The sequence below is a fragment of the Treponema parvum genome, from assembly GCF_017893945.1.
In the GTDB taxonomy this organism is placed as follows: domain Bacteria; phylum Spirochaetota; class Spirochaetia; order Treponematales; family Treponemataceae; genus Treponema_D; species Treponema_D parvum_A.
Map to the genome: position 1 here is coordinate 25,949 of NZ_CP054257.1, position 23,309 is coordinate 49,257.

The following is a 23,309-nucleotide window of genomic DNA, read 5'->3' on the forward strand; positions in this document are numbered from 1 at the left end:
TGCTCAGTCAATAAAACACATTGCTTTTTCATTACTTTTGTATTATATTGTAAACATGGAGGTTCATATGAAAACAGCAGTAGTTCAAACAAGAGTTGACGCAGCTCTAAAACATGATGCAGATGCATTTTTTGAATCTATTGGAATGGATACAACTACGGCAATACGTATATTCTTGAAACAAACCTTAATTCAGCATAAAATTCCGTTTGAAATTATTCAAGACGGCTCTTTTTATTCTGAAAAAAATATGAAAGCATTGGAACATTCGAAAAAGCAAATGGAAAACGGGCAACATTCAATACATGAACTTGTTGAGATATAAAAGTGCACAAGGATTTTTCAGATGATGCATGGTTGGATTATACATATTGGATAAAGCAAGACAAAAAAACGCTGAAGAAAATTAATCAACTGCTTATTGATATTGAACGAAACGGCAATAACGGCATAGGACATCCTGAACCGTTAAAAGAAAATTTATGCGGATATTGGTCACGGACAATAGACGAGAAAAATAGACTTGTCTATAAAATAGAGGACGGACTAATAAAAATTATTCAATGTAAAAATCATTATGATGATAAATAGGAAAACAATTCAGAAAAAATTCATACAACTGAAATGGGTATTGAGAGAATAAAACGTAATTTTGAGAAAAAGACTCTATGACAATAAAAGAATTCGAAAATAAATATTGGTACATGAGCGAACTCAAAGCATTAGCAAAATCGCTTGAAATTCCTTTTGATACAAAAATACGAAAAGATCAGCTTGAAGACATTATTATTCAATTTTTGAAAACCGGAACGGTGAATAAAAAGAATAGTTATCGGAGTAAAAGCCGGAATATAGATATATTGAATAGTCATACTTATGTTGAAAATTTTAGCAACAAAAAAGAAACATGGGAATTCATACATAGTGAAATGGATAAACGGATTCCGGGATTAAAACCGAAATCAGGAGCAAAATATTGGCTTAATCGCTGGATTGAAAATAAACTTTCTCATGGTGAAAAAATAACTTATAATGATGTCATTTGTGAATATATTTGTTTAAATAAAACTGAAGGAAAGCTTCCACAAATTCCATCCTGTAAATTTAATAACTTTATAAGTGATTATCTGGCAAATGAAAAAAATGCAACAAGAGAAGATGCTTTGGAAGCGTGGAATAAACTAAAAGATATGAAGATCAAAAAAGATTATATAACGTGGAAAAAGAATAAGCATATATAGCAAATTTCATCTAAAATTGCTTTAGTCGGACAACAGCGGTACGCTCCGTTATAGGTTCAGCGAATGTTAGACGGATTATCCAGCATGCAACTTTTTTCCTTTTAACATTTGATTTGTGCGGTTTACTATCCGTGATGTTTTTGTTGAGGGGACTGATTCAGACTGAAAATAAATTTAGGAGGTTTTTATGTTTATTGAAATTAAACCTTATGAACAAGAAACTTTAGCGGTACGTTTTAAAGCAGGCAGAGAAGATTTTTCTAAAATCTTGCAAGCGATAAAAAAAGTACCAAACAGAGCTTGGGTCCCGGATCGGTGCATTTGGACTATCCCCGCTGATCGTAATTCTTGTGATATTTTATTGAATAGTATTTATAGTGAGGGTTTTTGCCGTGCGGATTTCGATTTTATCGAGAAAATTTGTCAAGGCGCTGATAGCGATCCTCATGATGCTATAGGCTTGAATACAGGAATGATTGAGGAAAGTAATCTGCCTACTGCACCGGATATTCAGGATATTTTAAGAAAACTGGATGCAGTGATTACTGCAAAACACTACAGCAAACGTACACGGGAAGCATACAGCTATTGGATAAGCCGCTTTATACGAGAACATCAAAATAAAAATTTTAAAACATTTTCCGCTGCAGAGATAAATTCCTTTGTGAGCCGTCTTGCAATAAAAGAAAAGGTTGCCGCTTCAAGTCAAAATCAAGCCCTTGCCGCTCTTTTGTTTCTGTATAAAAACATATTAGGCTTAACTATACAAAGTCCCGAGAATATCATCCGTGCTAAAAAGTCTCAAAAGTTGCCCGCTGTATTGAGCCGTGAGGAAACGGCAAAGATATTTTCGCTTTTACCAGATAATGATTACGGTCTTTGTATCCGCTTGCTCTATGGAACGGGAATGAGGCTGATGGAAGGCTTGCAATTACGGGTACAAGATATTGATTTTGATAAAAATGAAATTACGGTACACTGCGGAAAGGGCGCAAAAGACCGTAAAACGATGCTGCCGGTATCTCTGAAATTTCCGCTGCAAAAACATTTGGAAACAGTCCGCCGCATTCATGAGGCAGACTGCAAGGACGGTTTCGGCTCGGTATCACACTTCCCGCTGCCCTTGCGAAAAAATATCCCAATGCCGGTAAAACTTGGGCATGGCAGTGGGTGTTTCCCCAAGTACGCCGATGGCAAAATAATAAGACAGGCGAGCAGGGGCGGTACCATATTGATCCTTCGGTTATTCAGCGCACCCTGCATGAAGCTGTTTTACGGTCGGGTATTCCGAAACCGATCGGCTGCCACACGTTCCGCCACTCATTTGCAACACATCTACTGGAATCCGGTTACGATATCCGCACCATCCAAGAACTTCTCGGTCACAGCGATGTTTCAACCACTATGGTTTACACCCACGTCCTCAACCGCGGCGGTCTCGGCGTGCAAAGTCCTATCCTATCGACCGAATGTGATTCGTTTTAGCTTGTTTAGTGAAGATAGGCCTAATCTGACTATTGATGATGTGTTCCGGGTAGTATTATGGTAGAAAGATGTAATTTCTTGTCTTGTAGTAGTTTAGATTGTAAACGAGTAGTTCTTACGGTATTATGAGGAAAGGTCGAAAAGATGTTAGACGGACGGCGCATTACGCCGCGAAACATTATAAAGGAGTATTTAGAATGTTAGGAATTATTGTAAACTCTGTAACATTAGTAATTTGTTTAATCTGGTCTTTAAAAATTCCTGGGTTCGATTCTTTTGTTGCTCTTGGTTGTACTATATCTACTTTATTAAGTCAAATTGTTGATAAAGTAGTCCATAAATCAAAAGTTAATCAAAAAATTAAAAGTGGAAATAATTCTATTAATACACAAATAGGAAATATTAATAGGTAGTAATAAATGAGACAAACAATTAACAGTGGAAATGATTCTATAAATAATCAGGCTGAAATTATAAATAATTATTATGAAAATAAAAAATATTTTGATTTGTCTGATTCAAATTCTAGACAAAAATTTTTTATGAATTGTATAGCAGAAATTATAAAAAAAGAACATATTGAAATAATATCAATAAATCAGTTAAAAACAAAATTAGCTTTAGAAATTTTTCACAATTGTGCGAATTCTGAATATAATTATTCTATGGAAGAATTACTACCATCGTTTAATGCTTTCATTGAATCTAGTATTTTTTCAAAGGAAGAAGGATATAAATTATCATTTGGTGTATAAAGGAGGTAAGATAAAAAGGAAAACGAACAAGCGGTAATGTGATAAGCTGAAGTGATTCAGCGGAACCCAGGCAATAGTTCGTCATATTTTGTAGAGGCATGACCTCTGGAAAGGAGAATGAAGAGCTTTTGCCGTATCATACGATAGTCGTAAGAGACTGAATGGGAGATTGGAACACACTACCGATTAGACTTTCGGCTGAAGCAAAACGGAGGTCATCATGACAGTTTACATTGGCGTTGATTTACACAAGACACAGTTTACCGTGCATGTGAGAGTTGGGGACAGGATTGAAAGTTTGTCTGAAATCAAGCAGTACCCGACTACAGCAGCCGGTTATACGAAGTTTCTTGAAAGAATTGCCGGTTACAAGACAGCGGACTTTGCAGTGAAAATCGGAGTTGAATCAACCGGAAACACAAGATTCTTTAAGAATCAGGTTGAGAAAGCCGGAGCGGAAGTGACGGTAATCAATACGTTGAAGTTTAAGGTAATCAACGAATCGACGAAGAAAACCGACAAGCATGACGCTTCGACGATTTCGGAATTTCTTTCAAAGGATATGCTTCCTGAAAGCCATATCTGCAGCAAGGAAACGGAAAACTTGAGGCGGTTGTTGAAATCGCGAGAAAGACTTGTTCGTTCAATTGTGGGACAAAAGAATGAAGTTCATGCGCTTCTGGTAAGCATGGGGCTTACTGATGAACTTAGAAGCTTACAAAGTAAAAAAGGGCGCCAGAAAGTTCTGGACACCCTGTTGTCGCATAGCGACCTCGTGCTCGAAGCACAATCAGTAAAACTGATATTTCAAATCATAGAGCAGATGATAGAATCAGTCAAGATGATTGAAAAGCATTTAAGCGAATTAACAGAAGATGATGCAATGGTCAATCGTCTTATGACAATCCGCGGCTGCGGAAAAATCACGGCATGGATAATCAGAGCGTACACCGAAGATATAGGCAGGTTCGCGAATGCAAACAAATATGCGGCCTTTTGTGGACTTGTTCCGTGGGTACAGGATTCAAACGAGAGTGTTCGTCACGGAAAGATTACGAAGCGAGGACCACAGGAATTGAGGACGGCATACGTTCAGTTGGTGTTGGGAATTCGGCGATGCAAAGATACTTGGGAATGGAGAATCATGCAGCGACTGGATTATATGAAAAAGAACAAAGGCAGCGGCAAATCGATTGTTGCTGCTGCGAGGAAGATGGCAGAAATCGTGTGGGTATTGCTCACGGAAAAACAGGACTTTGATTCAAGTAAGATGATGGGTACTTATAAGCCTTTGACTCTTGCTGAACAAGCTCTTGCTGCCATGAATTAAATAGCTTAGAAAGTCACCTTGTTCGTTGACTTTTTATGGGAGTAAAAAATGGCAGAAGTGATTTCTCAAGAAGATTTAAAACAAATTATAGAAACAATACAAAAAAATAAAACTAAACCATCTCTGACGCCTGAAGAGAAAATTAAAAAACTATCAGCCTGTTTTGAACGTTATAATGAAAAAAACGAGTTCAAGCCCGGAGATATTGTTTTTTGGAAAGAAAATTTAAAGAACAGAAGACTTCCAAATTATGATGAGCCTAGTATAGTTCTTGAAGTATTGAAAGAACCTATTTATGACTCTGTTCCTGATTCTGGAAACTCTTCTTTTAAAGAACCCCTTACATTAAAACTAGGAACATTGCTTTTAGAAGGCAATGAAAATCGCTTTGTCGCCTTTTATTATGATGGTCAAAGGTTTTGTACAAGAGAAAGCAACTAACACCCGCTTCAACGCTGACATTGCCTTTGTCATGGAAATTGCTTATGTCGCTGCGCCGCTAAAGCGGCTGCGCTTTTTTTATGCAATTTCCACGCCAAGCCTTATACAGGCACGGCAATGCAGGTTAAGCGAGAAGTTAGGTTGACAAGCTGACCGCTTGCGGAAAGACTTGTGCGGAACCGACCTATAACATTTATTTCGATCTAAAAATAAATATTTATAGGAGATGTAAATTATGTTTTTAAATGTAAAAGGTTGTGATTCTTTCAAACTTGCATATGGTTATCAAGCTCCGACTCAAATGTCAATCAAAACAGAAGATGTTGAATCATTTATAAAGCTTGATCGTGGAGATGAATATAAAACCGGTTTGAGTATAAGATCTGGAAACGGAACTTCAAGATCTATTTACATTACTGAAGATTTTGATTCATTTGCAGCAAAGATGAACTAATTGTTTATGGTTCTAAGGAAACTTTATTTTCTTAGAACCATCTTTTTAATTTTTGAATTTAATTGGATAACAAACGCGATGTTAATTTTAAAAGAATGTAAGGAGAATCAAAATGACAAAAGTCAAAATTCAATCAGTACAGTATGAAAAATCTGATACAATTGAGATGCAAGGAACCAGTGCAGATACTAAACGTTATATACGTAATGGTTACTTCGTCAAAGAAGAGAGAAATGGGTACTGGGTACTTAATAAACCTTCGCGAGTATTAGCAGAAATTCTTATTAATAATAAGCCTGTTTTACAAAACATAAAAAATGAAATATTGAATTATTATAATCGTGATAGAATTTCGCAAAATCTTGTTCAAAAATTTGAAAATGACTTAGTATCTGGAAGTATTAGCTTGTATAGTGATTCAAATGGTGAATTTGTCATATCATAAAGTATAGTTCAAGAAATAAATATTAAGAAATTATATTAATATATTAGAAAAAGTAGATTATTGAGAAACCTAACACCCGCTTCAACCTGACATTGCGGACGAGCCGCAAATGCAGGTTAAGCGAATGTTATGCTCACACGCTAGTGGCGTGGTTGGAGAGAAAATGAAAAAAAAATATTTATTAATAGTAATTATTTTTTCTCTTATATTTATCAACTGCAAACAGAATAGAGAACTATTATTTGAAAAAATGATCAGTTCTGCATCAAAAAGAAAAGAGAAAATCTACTTATCATTTAATGATGCAAATCAGAAATCAGGGAATAAATATTATGATTATATAATCAATTCAAAAGGAATAAATCTCGATTATTACTATAAGTGGGCACTTACAAATCAAGAAACAAATTTTGTATTTGAATTAATGAACTGTGAATTAACAACTGGAGATTTGGCTTTAAGTATATTATGGGACAGATTCAGATTTGATGATGAAAATATGGAAGGATTATTTCCCATTGAAATTGTTGACAAATATAGAAAAACAGGAAGCAATAATTTATATAAATGGGTTCAAGAAGATATAAATCATAGAGTTTATATAACAAATAAAACTATGGAAATTATATTACAAAAAGAAGGGGTTAATCGAGAGATAAACATAAATGAAATTAAAAAGAGCATTATGAAAAAATATGTAAAAGGTAGAGATTACATAATAACCTGTGAGTTTCTGCGATGGGGGCCTACAGTTACTGGTGTATCATGGCCGAAGTATTATTTGTGGATAAATATTTTTAATCCAAATTCTTATGAACTTGTTGCAGAAGGAGCAATAAGAGTAGCTTTGATTGAAAATGAAAAAGAATCGCAAAAACTTGATATTACAGATTTTATTAAATTTGATGATAATAAACAAAATATTCAAGAATTTGAAAAGGTATTTCCTCATGCAATTGTAGAACAAATTGCATATAGAAATGATATAGAATATTAGCATAACACTGTTTTCAAAGCCGACAACGCAGACAAGCTGCGTTGCGGTTTAAAACCATGTTATGTGGACTGCCCTTCGGGCAGCTATTATGGAGAAAAGAATGGCATTTGATTTCAAGAAAGAATACCGGGAATTTTATCTTCCCAAAAATAAACCGGAAATTGTAACAGTCCCAAAAATGAATTATATTGCAGTTAGGGGAAAAGGAAATCCAAATGAAGAAGGCGGCGCTTATCAGCGGGCAGTTGGAGTATTATATGCGGTAGCGTATACCCTAAAAATGAGTTACAAGACTGATTATAAAATTAACGAATTTTTTGAATATGTTGTTCCTCCGTTGGAAGGTTTTTGGTGGCAGGCCGGAATTGACGGCGTAGACTATTCAGACAAATCAAGCTTCAATTGGATTTCGGTAATTCGTATTCCAGATTTTGTTACAAAAAAAGATTTTGATTGGGCTGTAAAGACTGCTGCTGAAAAGAAAAAAATCGATTGCTCCTCTGCGGAATTTCTATCGATTGAAGAAGGCTTGTGCGTTCAGATAATGCATAACGGTTCTTATGACGATGAACCGACAAGCGTAAAAATTATGGATGATTTCATTCGATCAAATGGATATGAAAACGATATGACGGAAAAACGTTTGCACCATGAACTTTATCTTTCAGACCCCAGAAAAAGTTCTCCTGAAAAATGGAAAACGGTCATCAGGCATCCGATAAAAAAAGCATAATTTTGTGAAAAATTGTTTGAAATATGGTATAATGAAAGTTGGAGGTGCAATATGTCAGATACCGCTTACGCAGATTTTACGGAACAAGTGCTTTCTCTTTCCTATGAACAGACAATTATTTTAATGGAAAAAATGCTCGAGTCTTTGAAAAAAAAACGGAATGAAGAAAACTATGCCGAAATGGAAACTGATATTGCCCGAAGTTCAATGAACACTATGTGGGAGGAATTAAAAAATAACACATGGTGAGATATGGACAATTGATTTTGGGCAGCCGGTAGGCAGTTTGCCGTCAAAAATACGTCCTGCCGTCGTAATGCAAAATGATTTGCTCGGAATAAAAGATCTGAATACAGTTGTGGTAATTCCTTTTACTTCGAATCTAGATCGAGCAGATTTTGAGCCTAATATTCTTATTGAAAAAGAAGAAACTGGGCTTTCGAAAGATTCGGTCGCAGTAATTCATCTTATTGGTGCGGTAAATAAATTTTGCCTTGAAAAGAAAGTGCCAAAACTTTCCGAAGAAAACTATCAGAAGCTTGTGAAAGCTGTGGTAAAATTAGTTGCAAATGAGTAAAAATCACATAACAAGTAGCTCAAAGCCGACAAACGGGACTGAGCCCGTTTGCGGTTTAAAACAATGTTAGACAGATGCCTTAGGGCACAATAAACTGTAACTATTGAAAAATAGGATGTATTTTTTATAAATTAAAGCTTAAAACTAAAATTAGTAACTTAGTTTTTTGAATAAAGTTATGTTTTATATAATGCCTGCTTGTGCAAGGAAAGATAAAACTTCTATTCAGAGAATCTTAAAACTTGGTAAAAAAATTAACAAACTATAAGTTCGTCAGATACTTTTGGTGATTGTATATAGTTAATCTATTAAAAAAATCAAACTTTAATTTTTGTATTTTAATATTAGTTTCTCCCATAAAAAGCCAAGAAGAAAGTATCAACTTTCGATTGACTTTTTACGCACGTTCGCAACGAAGTGAGAACGTGCAGATGATATACAAGTTTGTGCTTGAGCAAACTTGAGTAAATAAAAGTTGTGCCATTTGTACGGCTTTTATTTTACACTCCTTGACAAATACTTCTGTTTGGCATTAGTATAGAAATATGATAAGAAGTTTTGATGATATAGAAACAGAATCAATATGCAAAGGTAATAAAAGTAAAAAGTTACCGATGACAATTCAGAATGTTGCAAGAAGAAAACTTCGAATGATTGAAGCTGCAAAAGTTGTAGAAGATTTAAGGCTCCCTCCAGGTAATCGTTTAGAAAAACTTGTTGGGAATTTAGACGGATTTTATTCAATCAGAATAAATGATCAATGGAGAATTGTCTTTAAGTTTGAAAATGGAGGTGCAGAAAATGTTAGAATCACAGATTATCACTGATGAAGATGAAAAATTACCCAATATTCATCCTGGAGAAATTCTCAAAGAAGATTTTTTAGATGCGATGAATATTTCTGCATATCGTCTGGCAAAAGAAATCAATGTTCCTGAAACAAGAATCTCAGAAATAATTCACGGAAAGCGTTCAATTACTGCGGATACCGCTATCAGGTTTTCAAAATTCTTTGGAACGACAGCTGAATTTTGGCTCAATCTTCAGAATCTGTATGATTTGGAAGAAGAAAACAATAATCACTCCCGAGAATTTGAAACAATAAAAATGTATGCATATGCCTAAATTGTCTAACGCCCGCTTCAACGCTGACATTTGTTTTGTCACGAAAGTTGCTTGGACGGTCGCCTCATTAAGAATGAACATCCGTGTTCATTCTTAATGGACGAGTTTTCCTACGAAAACTCGCTACTGCTTATACCACGGACATCCGTGTCCGTTTTTGTGCAACTTTCGCGCCAACTTTGCCTTACGCTTCGGCAAAGGCACAAATGCAGGTTAAGCGAATGTTGAACGGACGCTGCTAACGCGCATGTTAAATAAGACTAATGTATGTTTTCTAAATTTTATACCTCAAGGAAAGGTAAGGAGGCTTGTAAGATGAAAAAAATAATATTAACTATTCTAATCATTTTTATCGTCTTTTCTGGAAATATATTTGCAGAGGACTTAGATAATCAGGAAAAAATCATAAGCATCGATTTTGATTTTACCAGAAAATTCGGCTTAGCAAGTAATCAATTTGCTGTATGGGTTGAAAACGAAAAAGGTATTCTCGTAAAAAATTTATTTGTTACGGATTTTACAGCAGGGAAGGGTTGGGAAAAAAGAGCGGAAAGTATACCTTTATGGAGAAAAGCGGTAAAAGATACCGGTATAGACGGAATAAGCAGTGCGACTCCTAAATCCGGAAAGGTTCAATTGGAATGGGATATCAAAAATGAAAATGGAGAATTTGTAGAAAAGGGAACCTATAAAATATGTATTGAAGCAAATATAAAATGGGAAAACACCGTATTATTTACATGTGAGATAAAAATAGATGATAAGATTACAATAGGTGAAATTACCGAAAAAATATCGGGCAAAGGTTATGATAAACAAAACCTAATAAGTAATGTAAAGATAAAATAAATTTTACTTTCATGAGGTAATTATGAACAAAATTGCCATCATCTACGCTTCGATCCATCATAAAAATACCGAAAAATTGGTAACAGAAATTTCAAAAGAGATAGAAATCGATATCTTTAATATTAATAAAGTAAAAGAAGTAGATTTTTCAAAATATGAAACAATAGGTTTTGCCTCAGGAATATATATGGGGAAATTCCATCAATCAATTTATAAATTTTTAGAAAAGCATGAAGCAGATATACCGAAGAAAACTTTTGTACTCTGTACCAGCGGAATTGGAAAAGGACGATACGCAAAAAAATTCTATTCTTATTTACAAGACAGAGGTTTTGAAGTTTTAGGAGCTTTTGAATGCAAGGGATTCGATACCTACGGCTTATTTAAATTCTTTGGAGGTCTAGCCAAAGGACATCCCAATACTAAGGATATTGAAAATGTAGTTACATTTATGAAAAGTATTGGAGCAAAAATACTGCTGTAAGTGGAAAATTTCTCAATGATTATTTATACACACTAGCTTATTAGAACTTTAATATAAGCAATGTAAAGAAAAAAGTAGTTATTATAATGTATCTATTTTATGCGAAACGTGATTATGGAAAATTATTATAAGCATCTAACACCCGCTTCAACCTGACATTTGTTTTGTCACGAAAGTTGTTTAGGCGGTCGCTGCAAAAGCAGACCCAGCATATCCTAAAAGCTGTAACATTGCACTTCTCTCATCCAACATCTACCATTCTGAAACGAGCCAGTTCTCCTCATCCATACCTGAAACAGTGGAGTTACGGATTATTAACCGACCTTCCATCCTGAAACCAACAGGTTCATGAATCAAATCATCTTTGTTGCGATCCATCAGAGAGAACAGAAGGTTTGCAGCCTTAACGCCAGCACTCACCTTAGGAACATGGATAGTGGAAATGGAAGGTTCCGTAATGGTTGAAACGAATGAATCATCATAACCTATTATCTTCACATCCTCAGGGACATGCTTCCCTTTTTGTTTCAGAGCTTTTAGAGCACCAATTGCCATCTGATCATTACCACAGAACACTCCATCAAGCTGAGGGAATTTCTCCAGAAGTTCTATCATCGCTTTGTAACCACTCTGATGAGAATAGTCTCCATAGGAAATCATTGTCTGCATATTTACACCCATATGATTTTCATCCATACAAGTGAGGTAACCTACCACACGCTGTTGCGCAACATGCATGGAAGTAGGTCCTGAAATATGGACAACATGACGGCATCCACAATCAATCAGATGCTGAACTGCAATCTTTGCATTCCCCAAGGAATCATAATATACGGAGTCTATCCCTATGGAAGTCAGATCTCTCTCAATGCTGACAAGAGGAGTATATTTCTTTCTATTGCCATGCTCCTTGATTGTTGAGAAATAATCTCCAAGAGTCTCAATCTTTGCAGCTGTGACGAAAATCACGCCATCCACTCGAGTGTTGAAGAACTTGTTGAAGATTTCCTTTTCATTGTCAACAGCAATTTCGTTTCCGTTCATTCCCTGAGCATCAGAAATCAAAAGACTGTAGCCTTTCTTTGTCGCCACTGAATTGATTCCCTTTATTATGTAGGGATAGAATACGCCACAGATATCCTCAACGATAATACCAATCTGACCTGTCTTGCTGTCCTTGAGACTTCTGGCAATAGGATCAACCTGATAATTCAGTTCCTTGGCGATTTTTTCAACTTTCTCTATTGTTTTCTGGCTTACACTTCTCGTTTTATTCAGGACATTGGAGACAGTGGAGATTGAAACCCCAGCAAGTCTTGCTACATCTTTTATGCTGTAATTTGGCACTAACATATCCTCCAAAACGAGCTGGCTGAACTACTGACCGTAGTAGGTTTTTGGCCCGTGTTTTCGGAAATAGTGCTTGTCCAAAACATACTGAACCATATTGTTCTCGGGATTCAGCATCAAAGTCCTGAAATCCATGTTAGCCACTTCCTCCATCACAACTGCCTTGTAGACCGAGACAACGGCATCTTCTCCCCACGAGAATGGGCCATGGTTCTTGACTATGATTCCTAGAATAACCATTACAGTGTAGCCATATTTCTCAATAGTTTCAATTATTACTTTTCCAGTATCACGGGAATCAAGTTTTTAAACGGAGAGCTCACCAAAATTGATTTCCGTACATTGCCCCATGTATACAGAACAACGCCCTTCGCAACCAAATCCGAGTTGGTATGACAAACCTCTTTCTTCAATTCCTCTAACATCTTGAAAACTTCTTTAAGACTATTCTACAATCGGTGGCTCGTATCCAAGTTTCTTTCTGATTTCATCCAGAGTCTCCATCGAAGAAATGATTTCATCATGAGGAAGAGCTTTGCATTCTACGCAATGATTCTCAATTGCCTCAATACTTGCCTGAACTTCATATTCAAAACCTGTAATCTGTTTTGGCAACGTGTATGTTGCGATCTTATGATACTCTGAATCGAACACTTCTATCAATTCCGGATTGTTAATGTTCTGTATTTCAATGTATCCCCTTGTCCCGAATATACTTCCATTTCTGTTCAAGACGGCCACCGCACTGCATTGCATAGTGGCGACTTTGTCTCCAAAGAGTAATGTAATGCTGTCTATCGCATCGACGTCGTTTCTAAACACTGCAGAAGCTTTGATGTCAGTAATCTCCGTTCCGAATATCATCCTCGCGAAATGGACAAGATAGCACCCCACATCCCAAAGAGCGCCACCAGCTAAATTAATGTCCCAGATTCTCTTGATAGCAGACAATTCATAGCCAAGATTTGCAGTCAATGATGTCACCTGACCTATTACCCCACTCTTGATTATGTCGTCAACAATTTTTCTTGATGGCATGTATCTAGTCCACATCGCTTCGGTTGCAAGAAGTCCGTTCTTTTCAGCAAGCGCAATAATCTTTTTTGTTTGCTCAGCATTCACCGTGAAAGGCTTCTCACACAGAACATGTTTGCCATGCTCAAGACAAAGCTTCATGTATCTATAATGAAGTGAATGAGGAACAGCGATATAGACAATATCCACTTCCCTATCTTCCACCATCTCCTCATATGACCCATAGGCCTTTGCAAAGCCGTATCTAGCAGCAAATTCCGTTGCACGGTCTAAATCTCTCGCAGCAACCGCATATGCCTCAACTAAAGGCATATGCGATATCGTGCAGGCCATCTTATTGGCAATTGTTCCAGCTCCTAATATGGCAAACTTCATCATCTATTTCACTTCATTGGGTACATTAGGGCAATTCGGTCCGAAATGCTTCAGCATCACCAATGGTTCTACCTTGCTAAGATTCGTTACAAGAACACCATTCTTTGATACCTTTTCTGATACGAAGAATTCATCCGAGCTCTGCTGTCCGAAATGCAGTAAAGTGGCAGATTCGGCGTCATAGACTCCAAACTTACCATGTCCCTGAATGAATATGCATCCATAGGCCGCTCCATCCTTGATCTGCGCACTTTTTCCAGGATTGATTGTCAGCTCTTTTGCGGCAAAGTACGGATTTGCATAGACAATCCATTTTGAAGTATATTTCTCGTTTTCAGCTTCGATAATCGGCTCGCGGAAGAAATGCTTTCTGTAATGAGGATCCACGTTCTTGTCCCAATCCAGAAGATTAATCACGTCATCAAGACTCTTGCGCCCTACAGGAAGCTCCTCATCAAGCATATTGGGAGGGTAGACTTCTCCCGACACAATATTCTCAAATACCGAATTGACATCAGAATTCCACTGTGGTTCGTATGTAAGGACTGAGGCAGGCGCATGAATCACTCCTGCAGGTGTATACCAGCCTGTTCCAAGCTGAATCCTGTATGCACGTGACAGATCAGTGATTCTGGTATCATCATCACGGAACTTCGCGATACGGGCTTTCACCTCTTCCTTTGTCACATCAGGATCAAATCCGAAATATGTATAGTCGGCTTCTCCTGTATGGTTGTTCATCTGCTTCGGAAAGAAGTAGCTCTCAGGCTTGCCAAGTTTTCCAACACGCGCAGCATCCTCAAAGCGAAGATGAAGATGATGAAACAACGGCGCCTCATTGTCAAAGAACTTGGAATACATTGGCCATCCGTTGTACTTATCCATCAGCTCCTGACCTACAAGCTGAGCACCAAGCACCTTCACTGCGTCACGAAGAGCAAACTTTTTGTCATTGGCATAATCAACACATACATAGGATAGACCTTCGTCTGCTTTTGCCGCAGGTCCGTTCTGTGCTGCAATCGTAGAAGAAAACCATCTCTCCGTAATGGAACCTCGCTCCATTCCAAATACAAAATAATCATCCGGATGCAGTCGCAGTCGCTTTCCGGCCTTATTGAACAATCTGGGAACAAAAGCAGGGAACAGTCTGAAAATCCCCGCCCCCTTTTCAAACGTCTCACGTATTGTCTTTTCATCACTTACAGAATTCTTGACAACAAGATTTCCTGTTTTTTTGGCTTCCGCCAGTTGCTGATCAAGTTTTTCACTTGCCTTCATTCCTATTTCTTTACTTGTCATTTCAAATCCTCTCAATTTTAAAACTTCTTTATCCATATAATTCAAATCAATATTTAATTGATTCAAACTCTCTCTTCCCTTTCAGAATAGAAAACACCAGATCATATTCAACCGATTCATCAGGTTCCAGATATTTCATCGAACCGTTAGAAACAGCATCAGCAACTCCGTCAATAGTAGCATTAGCAGGCTCGAGACCTGTTACATAATCATTTACACCCATCATCTTCCATTGGATGAAATGATCAAGTGTAAATGCATCAAAATCAATCGATACACCAAAATCAAGCAGCACGTTGAATACACCTACTCTGGCACGCCCATTGCCGTTCTTCTTGAGCTTATGGTAATAACACATCTCCTCATATTTAGGATCGGGATCTTCAAGATTTATCCATCGTTTAATTCCAGACTGGGAATGTTCATTTCGAGGTATCACCTCGTCCGATGGGATATAAATCTCACTGTCGGGTGATAGAAGCGGATAACCGATATTACAGTGGTAAAGAATCATGTGACGAGTTCTTCTTGCACCATCGTTTGTTACTCTGTCATGCAAATAAATTTTTCTTTCCCTGTAGTAACATTTGATAGTTCTATGCAAAGTCAGCCTTTCACCGAAAATTATTCCATCATTGACATCACCTTCAATCAATACATACGGATTCTCATCCTCCACCAGAGAATACCTAAAGTTCTCTGCAGGAGTGTTGGATATATTTCCATGAAGTCCATAAGACTGACCTTCGAATTCGCAAGGGACGCCAACTATCTTCAGCCCGCAGGTCGTAAGGAAACCTGGAGCGAAACTCTTGAGAAACCCAAGTTCTTTGTCATCAAAATATGAAGGGTGAACGATACCGCATGGGGCAAGAAATCCAACATTTTCTCCATTGAAATCCAAATATGGAATATCAAGCCCTCTACTTATGTTCACATCAAAATGCATGCCTGAGCGATTCGAGACATCTATCATCTCAACTCCTGCTGCTTTTCCGTCTTTTCTCTCTATCCTATTTATTCTGAACAGCTGGTCACGATTACCAATCAGTCTCTTTTCTTCCTTGTAAGTCATCCTCATCACCTAGCAACAGCCTTTCTGAAGAATAATATTCCCGTATCTAACCTCATCACCAGTCTGAACGACCACATATGCTTTCTCGGCCAGATCATAGAAATCTAAGCGATCAAGAAAGGCGAAATCCTTGAATGCTCCATCCTTGTCATATTTTTCTAATAGCTTTCTGTACGTTTTCCACACCTCTGGCACGGGTTCGGTCGGAAGGTTCCTCATAAGCCTTACTGAATCATCGACAAACGAATCAAGCGGGAACAAAGGTAGCACTGCTTCCAAAAGCGGTTCAAGTGACACACTATCCATACGAATCAAACGTTTTGAATGAGATGTGCCTGGGAAATTCGCATCAGCCAAGACAAGAAAATCTGCATGTCCCATTTCCATCATATATTTTACAAATTCAGGTGGAAGAATCTTCGGTATTCCTCTAAGTATTTCAATACTCCTTGATTAAAAAAGCATCGCTCGAAGTTCAATTCAGGCGATGCTTCGATACGACTCGGCGGATAACATATAACCTATCCACCGATCAGATAATTGTTACTTTGTGATGGCAGATACGCCACCAGCAAGATAAGCATCAACATTCTCTGCTGTGATTCCAACAAATGGGATACGGGTATCCTTCTTATATTGCTCACCCTTGACAATCCGCACAGCAACATCAATTGACCCGCCACCCTGTCCCGAAGCATCCTGGAGAACAGAAATCTTGTAAGTTCCCGCTTTTACAGCCTGAACAGCATCGGTAATTGCATCAACACCACCGACAATAACATCGGACCTTCCAGCAGCCAGACAGGCAGAAAGAGCTCCCATACCCATGTCATCATTCTCACAGACAATGGCATTGAGCTTACTTCCATAAGTGGTCAGCCAGTCCTCAGCAAGAGCCATGGCCTCATCTCTCTTCCAGTTTGCAGTCTGCACGGAAAGGACATTGAACTTGTCCAGCATTCCTACAGCCTTGAACCCAGCATAGCGTCCAACCTGTCCTGATTGTCCCATAGGCCCTTCAATAATACAGATGTTTGAGCCTGCGGGAAGGTTGTCACACATCCACTTTCCAAGAATCTCACCGGACTCCTGGTCTGTACACCCTACGAATGCAGTGTAGTTGGTATCGGCGATATCACCGTTGCAAACAACAATCGGAATTTTAGCTTCATTGCACATTGAGACAACAGGTGCGCTACCTTCAACACTCTGCGGAATCACAATCACTGCATCGACTTTCTGTGCGATGAAGTTCTCGACATCACTGATCTGGGTGTTCACATCACCTCTTGCATCAGACATAAGCAACTTCACACCAAGTCTCTTTGCCTCTACCTTTGCTGCATCACTAATGTTCTTTACGAACACATCCGAGTTGTCCTTGCTTGAGAAACCGATTGTAATCTGCTTCGTTCCTTTGGCGGTTTCTGATCCGCCCTGTGCGAGCACAGCGAACATTGCCATGCATACTACCAACAGAATAACGATGATTTTTTTCATTTTCCATTCTCCTTTTCCGTTTTCTATTTCCTCACCTTTCGGTGCTGAATTCATTACTTGTTCTTCTTTCCCTTGCTCTTCATATCAACGAATACAGCTACTATAATCAGACATCCCTTTACAATCTGCTGATAGAACGAATTGATGTTTAAAAGATTCATAGAATTGCTCAGTAGGCCGATGAGAACGAATCCAAGGAAGGTTCCAGTTAGTGATCCTACACCACCGTTCATACTAGTTCCACCTATAGCAACAGCTGCAATTGCATCAAGTTCGTATCCGTCTCCTGAGTTCGGTTGTCCTGAACTGATTCTTGCTGACAGTATCAATCCTACGACACAGGCACAGATTGCCGAAATGATATATGCAGCCATCTCAACATGTTTCGTTTTAACACCAGAAAGCCTAGCTGCATTCTTGTTTCCACCGACTGCAAAGAAGTGTCTTCCAAATGTCGTATAGTTCAGTATGATAAATCCGATCACACACACAACAATCAGCAGAATTACAGGTATCGGTACTCCTGCGATATATCCTTGACCAATAGCCTTGAACGCCAGATTAGAAATGATGTATGGCCTTCCATTCGAATAAGCAAGAGCAAAACCCCTTCCTATCGTCACCGTTGCAAGAGTAGCTACGAACGGTTGAAACTGAAAATATGCGACCAGCGTTCCGTTGAAGATGCCGAATATAATTGCGACACCAAGAGCAATCATGCAGACTATAAACCAATTCAAACCACTTTCAAGCAAATTACCACAGATAACGCTCACAACTCCGACAACAGCACCGACAGAAAGGTCAATATCGCCAAGAAGAATTACAAATGTCATTCCTACAGCAATTATTCCATTGATGGATATCTGTCGAAATATATTGACAATGTTCTTCTTTGTCATGAATACAGGCGAAAGAAAACTCATCGCCACAACGATAACCAGTACAACTACTACCAGAGCGAATCTTGGCAGTATTCTCTTGAACCTTTCCTTATCAATTGTCAACTGTTTCATTAGTGAGCCTCTCCAAAAGCCATGCTTAAAATCGTCTGCTGCGAGAAATCCTTTCTATCGGTAAGTTCTCCCATGATTTTTCCGCCAGACATGACTAGAATCCTATCCGCAACCCCTATTAGTTCCGGAAGTTCGGAGGAAATCATTATTATGGCGATCCCTCTCTTTGCCAAATCGACCATGATGTTATATATGGTCGCCTTTGCACCAACATCGATACCTCTGGTAGGCTCATCCATTATCAGAACTTTCGGCTTAGACATCAGCGACTTCGCCAGAACGACTTTTTGCTGATTCCCACCAGAAAGGCTACCGATTTCATCCTCTATGCCGTTCATCTTCACGGTCACCTCATCAGCAAACTTATTGCATTTCTTCTTCTCAAGATACTTTCGGATGAAGCACCCTGAAGAAACCTCTGAGAGATTCTGCAGAGCGATATTCTCACGAATACATCTTCCAGAAACTAGTCCTAGAAGTTTTCTGTCCTCAGGAACCATTATGACATGATGCTTTATAGCTTCATGTGGATTATTGATATGAATTTCTTCTCCATCTAGGAATATCTGTCCTGACGTTAACTTGTCATAACCGACAATCGCCCTCATCACTTCACTTCTTCCTGCACCTACAAGTCCTGCGAACCCCAGAATCTCACCTGCATGGACAGAAAAATCCACACCATTGAAAACACCATCACGAGTGAAATCCTTGACTTCAAGAACCTTCTTTCCTCTTTTTGCAGTATTATGAGGATATCCGCTTCCAAGTTCACGTCCAACCATCATATTGATCAATTCTTTTGTCGAAGCACCCTTTGCATCAACACATCCTATGAACTTTCCATCTCTCAGAACAGAAATCCTGTCGGCAATTTCAAACACTTCCTCCATTCTGTGAGAAATGTAAATAATTCCTACTTGCTGCGTCTTCAGATTAGCAATAATCTTAAAAAGAACCTCTGACTCGTTCTCTGAAAGGGAAGAAGTGGGTTCATCCATGATAATTATCTTCGAGTTGTAGGAAACAGCCTTGATGATCTCAACTACCTGCACCTGAGCGATGTTTAGATTGTTCATCTTAACCGACGGCTTGATGTATTTGGAAACTTCATACCTGTCCAGCAACTCCTGAGTACTGAGATTCATTGCCTTCCGATCCACGAACGGAAGCCCCTTGATTTTCTGCTTCTCTCTTCCCAGAAAGATATTCTCAGCCACAGTCATTTCTGGAATTGGGGTCAGTTCCTGATGAATCATTGATATACCCGCATTCAAGGCCTCTTTAGGATCCCGAAACTCAACCTCTTTTCCATTTATTAACACTTTTCCAGCATCCTTGGTATATATTCCCATGATGATTTTCATCAGTGTAGACTTGCCTGCACCGTTCTCGCCCATCAATGCATGAACTTCGCCAGGCATTACGGTCAGTCCGGCTCCATCCAATACCTTAACTCCGGAAAATGACTTACATATTCCACAAGCTTCAAGTAAGTAATTCTCATTTACCACTTGTCAACTCCTTCGCATTGAATTATCTAGAGAGGCAGATCCGGGTTTTCTGAGAAATGCTTCAGAATAACAATCGGATCGGTAGATGAATCGTTATGAATAACAACTCCGTCCTTTGCAGCCCTTTCAGTTACAAAGTATTCATCATGGGTAAGCTCTCCGTAACGAATCAGAACAGGAGATTCTATCAGTTGACCACCGAAGGTACCATGTCCTTGAAGGCAAATCAGACCATAAGGTGCATTATCCTTGATGGTAACAGTGCTTCTTGGTAGAACTGTCAGCCTCTTTGCACAAACAAAGTTGTTCTTGTAGCAGATCCATTCTTCTACATAACCGTCAGAAATCATGTCCTCCATCTTTCTTACAGGTCTCGGCTTCATGAAGTGCTTGCTGTGAAAGTCAGGATCGACATTAACATCCCAGTCTATTACATTAAGAAGATAATCATAGTTTCCAACCTCTTCTGGGGGTGTGTTTTTCCACAGAAGATCTTCGCTCACAAGTTGTCCGTTCATAAGTACAGACTGATACATAGAATAGACATCAGAAGCAAACTGAGGTTCATATGTACAAAGGGAACCTGGTGCATGCATGACTCCAGGTGGGACATCCCATCCCGTATCCAACTCAAGCTTGTATGCTCTGGAAAGGGCAAGAATATTGTTATCGCCCTTAGTGAAATTTTTCAGAGACTTAAGAACCTGATCCTTGGTTACCTCAGGATTGAATCCGAAAAAGGTAAAAGGGAACTCCCCCCCATGGTTGTTCATCTGTGCTGGGAAGAAATACATCTCAGGCTTACCACTTGATCCGACTCTTTTTGCATGTTGATCTCTATGATGGATATGATGTGGGAGCGGTCCTGCATTATCAAAAAACTTGGAGAACATCGGCCATCTACGGTACTTGTCCCAAAGATAATTACCGATTATTTCCGAACCAAGCAACTCCACTGCATCCCTTAAAAGAACTTTTTTCTTCCCATCCTCATCAACAACAATATAACTGAGACCTTCGTCTTCAGGTGTTCCAGGTCCGTTCTCTGCCCATGTTGTGGATGAGAACCATCTCTCATCAATACCGCCTCTTTGTCCAAGTACATAATAATCATCTGGATGGAGTTTGATCCGCTTTCCAGGCCGACAGAAAGATCTGGGAACCCAAGTTGGCGACAACCGTAAAACACCCTTTCCGTTTTCCAAGGCCTGTTCAGCCAACGCTTTTTTATTTGCCATAACAGCGCACTCCTTTTGCATTGACACATAACTGCGGGCGAGACGCATTCAATAAAAAAGTGCTCTCGACAAATATTATGCTAAACCACAAAAACGTTTTTGTAAAGTAAAACTTTAAAAAACTTCTAAAGTTAAACAATACTGTCGGAATTGTATAAATGTTGAGTATTTTTAGTCCTTTTTATTTGTTATTTCAAAAAATTTTATAAAAACGTTTTTATTTTGAAGATTGTGTGCTACTATAAACAGGGTAAATTAAAATCGTTTTTATAGAAATGCAATTCCCTTTTGTATTATTGTGGACTTGACGTGATTTCACCAACAGAACACATGGATATGCAATGTGTGCCGGGGTTGTAACAGGAGATTATCCTGAATATATAAAAGAGATTACAAAAATGGGACAATTCCCAGAAAAGCAAGGAGGAAAAGACAAATGCGTTACTACATCGGATTGGATAATGGCGGAACAAACATCAAGGCCTGCATATTCACTCAAGAAGGAAAGCAGATAGCGCTTGCCCAGAAAAGTACTCATGTGATTTCAACGCAGGCTGGTATGGTCGAGATTGATATGAATGAGACAAAAGCCGTTAACCTAATGCTCCTGAAGCAAGTAATCGATCAGAGCAAAATCAATGTCTTTGATATTTCCGGAATTGCAATATGCGGACATGGAAAGGGCTTGTATCTTGTCTCAAAGGACGGTAAGCCGTGCCGTCCGGGAATTCTGTCTGGAGACACACGTGCGCAAGCAATAGTAGACAGGTGGAACAGAGATGGGACTTCAGAAAGGATATACAAGAAGACCTATCAGAAGATTATGGCATCACAGGCTGTCGCATTGCTTACATGGCTCAAGGAGAATGAACCGAAGAGTCTCAAAAATCTTGGATGGATATTTGAATGCAAGGACTATGTTCGCTTTACACTGACAGATACGGCAAAAGCAGAGCTGACTGATTATTCGGGGGCTAATCTTGTGAATCTCAATACGCGAAATTACGACAAGGATCTTCTTGCAGACTTCGGGTTGGGGGATTTTATCGATAACCTTCCTCCTCTGGTATCCTCGACTGACTACTGCGGAGGAATCACCGCTGAAGTCGCCAAAGCGACAGGTCTAAAGGAAGGAACCCCAGTATTCGGCGGAATGTTTGATATCGATGCCTGTGCCATAGCAGTGCATGTTGCCGACACACAGCATATCTGCATGATTGCGGGGACATGGTGCATGAATGAATTTCTGAGTGAGGAACCTATCGGCGAGCACAAGATTGCCATGAATTCCATTTTTTGCGATTCAAGATACTACCTTCAGGAAGAGTCAAGCCCAACGGCTGCTGTGAATCTTGAGTGGTGGGTAAAGAAAATTATGCCTGAATTCTATACACAGTGTAAGAGGGAAGGAAAAAATCCGTATCAGGAAATAGACAATCAGATTTCAAGTATTCCAGCTGATGAATTCTATCCGATTTTCTTCCCATTTATTCTTGCAAGCAATGCCAACCCTTATGCAAAGTCATGCTTCATCGGCATGTCCTACTACCAAGAAAGAAAGCATCTTTTGAAGAGCATCTTCGAAGGCGTCATATTCTCCCATCGTTATCATCTCGAAAAACTGCTTTCAGGCAAGAAGACAGATACCCCAAGCATACGACTTGCAGGCGGGGCAGCCAATTCGAAACCATGGGTTCAAATGTTCGCCGACATCACCCAGATTCCAGTTGAAACAAGCGTCACTGAAACAGGAACACTTGGATGTGCAATGTGTGTCGGGGTTGCAACAGGAGATTACCCTGACTACGAGAGTGTTGCTGACAAGATGTCTAAAATACGTAAGCCTATTGTGCCCGATCCAAGTAAGAAGGCGTTCTACGACAGGCGTTTTGAAATATACAAGAAACTTCTTGACGATCTTGATCCAATCTGGAAGGAAATTGAGGTCTTATCGTAATGGAGGCTGTCTGTGCGATGCTTTATTTATT

The 23,309-nt window shown here is 38.8% G+C and carries 28 protein-coding genes and 1 pseudogene; 19 read left to right on the forward strand and 10 right to left on the reverse strand.

Annotation, left to right across the window (positions count from 1 at the left end; all coding sequences use genetic code 11):
• Positions 1–67: 67 nt before the first annotated feature.
• From HRI96_RS00090 to HRI96_RS00175, 18 genes and pseudogenes are all read left to right on the forward strand, one after another.
• Positions 68–325: a type II toxin-antitoxin system RelB/DinJ family antitoxin gene (locus HRI96_RS00090; RefSeq protein ID WP_210117535.1), complete on the forward strand. Its 258-nt coding sequence runs from the start codon at positions 68–70 to the stop codon at positions 323–325.
• A gap of 2 nt (positions 326–327) precedes the next feature.
• Complete coding sequence (locus tag HRI96_RS00095) at positions 328–591, forward strand: Txe/YoeB family addiction module toxin (RefSeq protein ID WP_210117536.1); 264 nt, start codon at positions 328–330, stop codon at positions 589–591.
• Between the two features lie 77 nt (positions 592–668).
• Positions 669–1,241, forward strand: coding sequence for a hypothetical protein (locus HRI96_RS00100; RefSeq protein WP_210117537.1), 573 nt, complete (start codon positions 669–671; stop codon positions 1,239–1,241).
• Positions 1,242–1,428: 187 nt separating this feature from the next.
• Positions 1,429–2,726, forward strand: a pseudogene (locus HRI96_RS11840) (integron integrase).
• Positions 2,727–2,923: 197 nt separating this feature from the next.
• Positions 2,924–3,139 carry a hypothetical protein gene (locus tag HRI96_RS00110; protein WP_210117538.1) on the forward strand — a complete coding sequence of 72 codons (216 nt, stop codon included), beginning with the start codon at positions 2,924–2,926 and terminating at the stop codon, positions 3,137–3,139.
• A 6-nt stretch (positions 3,140–3,145) separates the two neighbouring features.
• Entirely contained in the window at positions 3,146–3,481 is a 336-nt protein-coding gene (locus HRI96_RS00115) for a hypothetical protein (protein ID WP_210117539.1), read from the forward strand.
• Positions 3,482–3,701: 220 nt separating this feature from the next.
• Positions 3,702–4,811, forward strand: a complete 1,110-nt coding sequence (locus tag HRI96_RS00120) for an IS110 family RNA-guided transposase (protein ID WP_210117540.1) — start codon at positions 3,702–3,704, stop codon at positions 4,809–4,811.
• A gap of 48 nt (positions 4,812–4,859) precedes the next feature.
• Complete coding sequence (locus tag HRI96_RS00125; protein WP_210117541.1) at positions 4,860–5,252, forward strand: hypothetical protein; 393 nt, start codon at positions 4,860–4,862, stop codon at positions 5,250–5,252.
• A gap of 235 nt (positions 5,253–5,487) precedes the next feature.
• Positions 5,488–5,706 (forward strand): hypothetical protein, encoded by a 219-nt coding sequence (locus HRI96_RS00130; protein WP_210117542.1) that lies wholly within the window; start codon positions 5,488–5,490, stop codon positions 5,704–5,706.
• 112 nt (positions 5,707–5,818) lie between these two features.
• Positions 5,819–6,151, forward strand: a complete 333-nt coding sequence (locus HRI96_RS00135; RefSeq protein ID WP_210117543.1) for a hypothetical protein — start codon at positions 5,819–5,821, stop codon at positions 6,149–6,151.
• 163 nt (positions 6,152–6,314) lie between these two features.
• Positions 6,315–7,148: a hypothetical protein gene (locus tag HRI96_RS00140; RefSeq protein WP_010957063.1), complete on the forward strand. Its 834-nt coding sequence runs from the start codon at positions 6,315–6,317 to the stop codon at positions 7,146–7,148.
• Positions 7,149–7,248: 100 nt separating this feature from the next.
• The gene (locus HRI96_RS00145; RefSeq protein WP_210117544.1) at positions 7,249–7,881 is read left to right on the forward strand and encodes a GyrI-like domain-containing protein; all 633 of its coding nucleotides are present in this window, start codon (positions 7,249–7,251) and stop codon (positions 7,879–7,881) included.
• Positions 7,882–7,932: 51 nt separating this feature from the next.
• Positions 7,933–8,130 carry a hypothetical protein gene (locus tag HRI96_RS00150; protein ID WP_210117545.1) on the forward strand — a complete coding sequence of 66 codons (198 nt, stop codon included), beginning with the start codon at positions 7,933–7,935 and terminating at the stop codon, positions 8,128–8,130.
• Positions 8,131–8,167: 37 nt separating this feature from the next.
• On the forward strand, positions 8,168–8,458 hold the full coding sequence (locus HRI96_RS00155) for a type II toxin-antitoxin system PemK/MazF family toxin (protein ID WP_256729245.1): 291 nt from the start codon (positions 8,168–8,170) through the stop codon (positions 8,456–8,458).
• Positions 8,459–9,003: 545 nt separating this feature from the next.
• Positions 9,004–9,285 (forward strand): type II toxin-antitoxin system RelE/ParE family toxin, encoded by a 282-nt coding sequence (locus HRI96_RS00160; protein WP_210117546.1) that lies wholly within the window; start codon positions 9,004–9,006, stop codon positions 9,283–9,285.
• On the forward strand, positions 9,260–9,583 hold the full coding sequence (locus HRI96_RS00165; protein WP_210117547.1) for a HigA family addiction module antitoxin: 324 nt from the start codon (positions 9,260–9,262) through the stop codon (positions 9,581–9,583). The genes HRI96_RS00160 and HRI96_RS00165 overlap by 26 nt, the downstream gene beginning before the upstream one ends.
• A 315-nt stretch (positions 9,584–9,898) precedes the next feature.
• Positions 9,899–10,432: a DUF2271 domain-containing protein gene (locus HRI96_RS00170; RefSeq protein ID WP_210117548.1), complete on the forward strand. Its 534-nt coding sequence runs from the start codon at positions 9,899–9,901 to the stop codon at positions 10,430–10,432.
• A gap of 22 nt (positions 10,433–10,454) precedes the next feature.
• Entirely contained in the window at positions 10,455–10,916 is a 462-nt protein-coding gene (locus HRI96_RS00175; RefSeq protein ID WP_210117549.1) for a flavodoxin domain-containing protein, read from the forward strand.
• A 252-nt stretch (positions 10,917–11,168) separates the two neighbouring features.
• Here the strand turns inward: HRI96_RS00175 and HRI96_RS00180 are convergent, their stop codons facing one another.
• From HRI96_RS00180 to HRI96_RS00225, 10 genes are all read right to left on the reverse strand, one after another.
• Positions 11,169–12,263 (reverse strand): LacI family DNA-binding transcriptional regulator, encoded by a 1,095-nt coding sequence (locus tag HRI96_RS00180; RefSeq protein WP_210117550.1) that lies wholly within the window; start codon positions 12,261–12,263, stop codon positions 11,169–11,171.
• A 30-nt stretch (positions 12,264–12,293) separates the two neighbouring features.
• On the reverse strand, positions 12,294–12,542 hold the full coding sequence (locus HRI96_RS00185; protein ID WP_256729336.1) for a class II aldolase/adducin family protein: 249 nt from the start codon (positions 12,540–12,542) through the stop codon (positions 12,294–12,296).
• A gap of 168 nt (positions 12,543–12,710) precedes the next feature.
• Entirely contained in the window at positions 12,711–13,679 is a 969-nt protein-coding gene (locus tag HRI96_RS00190) for a Gfo/Idh/MocA family protein (RefSeq protein ID WP_256729246.1), read from the reverse strand.
• A complete protein-coding gene (locus HRI96_RS00195; protein WP_256729247.1) occupies positions 13,680–15,044 on the reverse strand; it encodes a cupin domain-containing protein in 1,365 nt (454 codons plus the stop codon).
• On the reverse strand, positions 15,025–16,053 hold the full coding sequence (locus HRI96_RS00200) for an aldose 1-epimerase family protein (RefSeq protein WP_210117552.1): 1,029 nt from the start codon (positions 16,051–16,053) through the stop codon (positions 15,025–15,027). Before HRI96_RS00200 ends, HRI96_RS00195 begins: the two co-directional genes overlap by 20 nt.
• A 9-nt stretch (positions 16,054–16,062) precedes the next feature.
• On the reverse strand, positions 16,063–16,497 hold the full coding sequence (locus HRI96_RS00205) for an RbsD/FucU family protein (protein WP_346267180.1): 435 nt from the start codon (positions 16,495–16,497) through the stop codon (positions 16,063–16,065).
• 99 nt (positions 16,498–16,596) lie between these two features.
• Positions 16,597–17,553, reverse strand: coding sequence for a substrate-binding domain-containing protein (locus HRI96_RS00210; RefSeq protein WP_210117554.1), 957 nt, complete (start codon positions 17,551–17,553; stop codon positions 16,597–16,599).
• A 53-nt stretch (positions 17,554–17,606) separates the two neighbouring features.
• The gene (locus HRI96_RS00215; protein ID WP_210117555.1) at positions 17,607–18,569 is read right to left on the reverse strand and encodes an ABC transporter permease; all 963 of its coding nucleotides are present in this window, start codon (positions 18,567–18,569) and stop codon (positions 17,607–17,609) included.
• Positions 18,569–20,083 carry a sugar ABC transporter ATP-binding protein gene (locus HRI96_RS00220; RefSeq protein WP_256729248.1) on the reverse strand — a complete coding sequence of 505 codons (1,515 nt, stop codon included), beginning with the start codon at positions 20,081–20,083 and terminating at the stop codon, positions 18,569–18,571. Before HRI96_RS00220 ends, HRI96_RS00215 begins: the two co-directional genes overlap by 1 nt.
• A gap of 26 nt (positions 20,084–20,109) precedes the next feature.
• Positions 20,110–21,321 (reverse strand): cupin domain-containing protein, encoded by a 1,212-nt coding sequence (locus HRI96_RS00225; RefSeq protein ID WP_210117556.1) that lies wholly within the window; start codon positions 21,319–21,321, stop codon positions 20,110–20,112.
• A gap of 436 nt (positions 21,322–21,757) precedes the next feature.
• Between HRI96_RS00225 and HRI96_RS00230 the strand changes: the two genes are divergently transcribed.
• Positions 21,758–23,278, forward strand: coding sequence for an FGGY-family carbohydrate kinase (locus HRI96_RS00230; RefSeq protein WP_210117557.1), 1,521 nt, complete (start codon positions 21,758–21,760; stop codon positions 23,276–23,278).
• The last annotated feature ends 31 nt before the right edge of the window (positions 23,279–23,309 follow it).

Excerpts from the sequence above, each read along its gene's own strand:
- HRI96_RS00090 (WP_210117535.1), top strand. The coding sequence starts at position 68 with ATGAAAACAGCAGTAGTTCAAACAAGAGTTGACGCAGCTCTAAAACAT.
- HRI96_RS00100 (WP_210117537.1), top strand. The coding sequence starts at position 669 with ATGACAATAAAAGAATTCGAAAATAAATATTGGTACATGAGCGAACTC.
- HRI96_RS00110 (WP_210117538.1), top strand. The coding sequence starts at position 2,924 with ATGTTAGGAATTATTGTAAACTCTGTAACATTAGTAATTTGTTTAATC.
- HRI96_RS00115 (WP_210117539.1), top strand. The coding sequence starts at position 3,146 with ATGAGACAAACAATTAACAGTGGAAATGATTCTATAAATAATCAGGCT.
- HRI96_RS00120 (WP_210117540.1), top strand. The coding sequence starts at position 3,702 with ATGACAGTTTACATTGGCGTTGATTTACACAAGACACAGTTTACCGTG.
- HRI96_RS00125 (WP_210117541.1), top strand. The coding sequence starts at position 4,860 with ATGGCAGAAGTGATTTCTCAAGAAGATTTAAAACAAATTATAGAAACA.
- HRI96_RS00130 (WP_210117542.1), top strand. The coding sequence starts at position 5,488 with ATGTTTTTAAATGTAAAAGGTTGTGATTCTTTCAAACTTGCATATGGT.
- HRI96_RS00135 (WP_210117543.1), top strand. The coding sequence starts at position 5,819 with ATGACAAAAGTCAAAATTCAATCAGTACAGTATGAAAAATCTGATACA.
- HRI96_RS00140 (WP_010957063.1), top strand. The coding sequence starts at position 6,315 with ATGAAAAAAAAATATTTATTAATAGTAATTATTTTTTCTCTTATATTT.
- HRI96_RS00145 (WP_210117544.1), top strand. The coding sequence starts at position 7,249 with ATGGCATTTGATTTCAAGAAAGAATACCGGGAATTTTATCTTCCCAAA.
- HRI96_RS00150 (WP_210117545.1), top strand. The coding sequence starts at position 7,933 with ATGTCAGATACCGCTTACGCAGATTTTACGGAACAAGTGCTTTCTCTT.
- HRI96_RS00160 (WP_210117546.1), top strand. The coding sequence starts at position 9,004 with ATGATAAGAAGTTTTGATGATATAGAAACAGAATCAATATGCAAAGGT.
- HRI96_RS00165 (WP_210117547.1), top strand. The coding sequence starts at position 9,260 with ATGTTAGAATCACAGATTATCACTGATGAAGATGAAAAATTACCCAAT.
- HRI96_RS00170 (WP_210117548.1), top strand. The coding sequence starts at position 9,899 with ATGAAAAAAATAATATTAACTATTCTAATCATTTTTATCGTCTTTTCT.
- HRI96_RS00175 (WP_210117549.1), top strand. The coding sequence starts at position 10,455 with ATGAACAAAATTGCCATCATCTACGCTTCGATCCATCATAAAAATACC.
- HRI96_RS00190 (WP_256729246.1), bottom strand. The coding sequence starts at position 13,679 with ATGATGAAGTTTGCCATATTAGGAGCTGGAACAATTGCCAATAAGATG.
- HRI96_RS00200 (WP_210117552.1), bottom strand. The coding sequence starts at position 16,053 with ATGACTTACAAGGAAGAAAAGAGACTGATTGGTAATCGTGACCAGCTG.
- HRI96_RS00210 (WP_210117554.1), bottom strand. The coding sequence starts at position 17,553 with ATGAAAAAAATCATCGTTATTCTGTTGGTAGTATGCATGGCAATGTTC.
- HRI96_RS00215 (WP_210117555.1), bottom strand. The coding sequence starts at position 18,569 with ATGAAACAGTTGACAATTGATAAGGAAAGGTTCAAGAGAATACTGCCA.
- HRI96_RS00225 (WP_210117556.1), bottom strand. The coding sequence starts at position 21,321 with ATGGCAAATAAAAAAGCGTTGGCTGAACAGGCCTTGGAAAACGGAAAG.
- HRI96_RS00230 (WP_210117557.1), top strand. The coding sequence starts at position 21,758 with ATGCGTTACTACATCGGATTGGATAATGGCGGAACAAACATCAAGGCC.